Annotated in this window: 4 protein-coding genes; all 4 read right to left on the bottom strand. The window is 73.7% G+C overall.

The window, feature by feature from the left end:
• Positions 1 to 246, bottom strand: a 246-nt coding sequence (locus SACPADRAFT_RS33375; protein ID WP_007027529.1) for an NTP transferase domain-containing protein, incomplete at its 3' end; no start/stop codon positions are given.
• Positions 247 to 259: 13 nt separating this feature from the next.
• A complete protein-coding gene (locus SACPADRAFT_RS0220870) occupies positions 260 to 1,054 on the bottom strand; it encodes an IclR family transcriptional regulator domain-containing protein (protein ID WP_007027528.1) in 795 nt (264 codons plus the stop codon).
• A gap of 19 nt (positions 1,055 to 1,073) precedes the next feature.
• Positions 1,074 to 1,496 carry a 4-carboxymuconolactone decarboxylase gene (pcaC, locus tag SACPADRAFT_RS0220865; protein ID WP_007027527.1) on the bottom strand — a complete coding sequence of 141 codons (423 nt, stop codon included), beginning with the start codon at positions 1,494 to 1,496 and terminating at the stop codon, positions 1,074 to 1,076.
• An 8-nt stretch (positions 1,497 to 1,504) separates the two neighbouring features.
• A partial coding sequence (locus tag SACPADRAFT_RS0220860) for an alpha/beta fold hydrolase (protein ID WP_007027526.1) occupies positions 1,505 to 1,687 on the bottom strand: 183 nt, incomplete at its 5' end.

Below are 1,687 nucleotides of genomic sequence, written 5' to 3'. Positions count from 1 at the left end.
CTCGGACCAGTCCGGGGCCGCGACCGGGAGCACCCGAACCGACCCGGTGCCCCGCGAGCGCGCCAGCACCCCGCGCACCCGCTCCCGGTCCGCCCCGAGCACGACCACCACGGGGGTGCAGCCCCCGTCGGCCAGCGCCCGCACGGCGTGGGTGACGAGCGGCTCGCCGCGCACCTCCGCGAGCGCCTTCGGACCGCCGAACCGGCGTCCCGCCCCGGCAGCCAGCAGCAGTCCCGCGGTGCTCATCCGACGGACCGGCTCAGGACACCCGGATCGACGGCGTCATCGCCAGGTCGCCCTCGATCGCCTCGGCCGTGGCCCGCAGCGGGGGCAGCAGCTCCCGGCGCACCGACTCGGCCGTGGTGCGACTGGCGTGGGTGGACAGGTTCACCGCCGCCACCACGGCGCCCTCGCGGTCGTGCACCGGGGCGGCCACCGACCGCAGCCCCTCCTCCAGCTCCTGGTCCACCAGGGCCCACCCCTGGGTGCGGACCCGTTCCAGTTCGTCCCGCAGCGCGTCGGCCGAGGTGATCGTGCGGGGGGTCAGCGCGTCGAACCTTGCCTGCCGCAGGTACTCCGCCAGGTCGTGCGCGGACAGCCCCGCGAGCAGTACGTGCCCCATCGACGTCGCGTGTGCGGGGAACCGGGTGCCCACGTTGATGCTGACCGCCATGATCCGCGACACCGCGACGCGGGCGACGTAGACGATGTCGGTGCCGTCCAGGACCGAGACCGAGCTCGACTCGTGCACCTCGGCCGAGAGCTTCTCCAGGTGCGGCTGCACCACCTGCGGCAGCGACATGCTGGACAGGAAGGCGTACCCGAGCTCCAGCACCCGCGCGGTCAGCGCGAAGTACTTGCCGTCGGTGCGCACGTACCCGAGGTCGGCCAGCGTGAGCAGGAACCGGCGCGCGGCCGCACGGGTCAACCCGGTCGCCTTGGCGACGTCGCTGAGCGTGAGCTCCGGCGACCCGGCGTGGAACGCCTTGATGACCGCCAGACCACGCTCCAGTGACTGCACGTGGTGGGTGCCCCGTGCGCTGCCTTCGTCCATGGCAGTCCAACCTATCGGTTCAGATCTCCCCCATCTCGGAGAGTGTGCGCTGCGCGATGGCGAACGCCTCGTTGGCCGCCGGAACGCCGGCGTAGACCCCGGTGTGCAGCAGGATCTCGGAGATCTCGGCGGGGGTGAGCCCGTTGCCGATCGCCGCGCGGACGTGCATGGCGATCTCCCCGTGACTGCGCAACGCCGTGAGCACGGCCAGGGTGAGGCAGCTGCGCGTGCGGCGGTCCAGCCCCTCCCGGGTCCACACCGAGCCCCAGGCGGCGTGCGTGATGTACTCCTGGAACGGGCGGGTGAACTCCGTGGTGCCCGCGACGGCGCGGTCGACGTGGTCGTCGCCGAGCACCTCGCGGCGCACCCGCATCCCCGCCTGGTACCGCTCGCCCGCCGCCTCCGGCGCCGGGGTCGGGTCGGGTGTGGTTCCGTCGGTCATCGGGCGTGTCACTCCTCGCTCGCGTCGGTGGTGCGGCGCAGGTGGTCCGAAATCAGGTGGGTGAACAGCTCGGGCCGTTCGACCGTGCCGAGGTGCGCCGCGCCCTCCACCAACTCGAACCGCGCGCCCGGGATCGCCGCGGCGAGCGGCCTGCCGTGCTCGTCGGGGGGCGTGGCCGGGTCGTCGGCGCC

The sequence above is a fragment of the Saccharomonospora iraqiensis subsp. paurometabolica YIM 90007 genome (genome assembly GCF_000231035.2).
Taxonomy (GTDB): Bacteria; Actinomycetota; Actinomycetes; order Mycobacteriales; family Pseudonocardiaceae; genus Saccharomonospora; species Saccharomonospora paurometabolica.
This window is presented reverse-complemented; position numbering and strand designations above follow the sequence as displayed.

Coding starts and splice junctions, on each gene's coding strand:
- SACPADRAFT_RS0220870 (WP_007027528.1), bottom strand. CDS start 1,054: ATGGACGAAGGCAGCGCACGGGGCACCCACCACGTGCAGTCACTGGAG.
- pcaC (WP_007027527.1), bottom strand. CDS start 1,496: ATGACCGACGGAACCACACCCGACCCGACCCCGGCGCCGGAGGCGGCG.